At 50.2% G+C, this 249-nt stretch carries 1 protein-coding gene; it reads right to left on the bottom strand.

Annotation, left to right across the window (positions count from 1 at the left end):
* Positions 1 to 242 (bottom strand): spermine/spermidine synthase domain-containing protein (locus tag SB773_RS33650; RefSeq protein ID WP_486304334.1); only part of this gene is annotated, 242 nt, incomplete at its 3' end.
* Positions 243 to 249 lie beyond the last annotated feature (7 nt).

Raw genomic sequence — 249 nt, 5'->3', positions numbered from 1 at the left:
GGTACAGGTATGCTGTCTGTCTTGCGGATGAGTGGTTTCGGTGCTGCCAAGTGAAAGCCCCAGTCACCAAAGGAAGGAACCAGACAGTGATAGGATTGTGTGTGAAGTCCCGCAGCCTTTAACGAGAGTTCTATACTCCAATAAACAGTGGGTGCGTCTTCGGGTGAAAACGACTGGCAAACCATTACACCATCATCGGAAAGCTGTGCAGCGAGGCGTTGAAAAAATTCCGTGGTGTACAGCGTGCTA

It is taken from the genome of Bacillus sp. SIMBA_074 (assembly GCF_046534555.1).
Taxonomy (GTDB): domain Bacteria; phylum Bacillota; class Bacilli; order Bacillales; family Bacillaceae_G; genus Bacillus_A; species Bacillus_A mycoides.
Note: the sequence above shows the minus strand (reverse complement) of the source record. Positions and strands in the feature narration are given on the sequence as shown.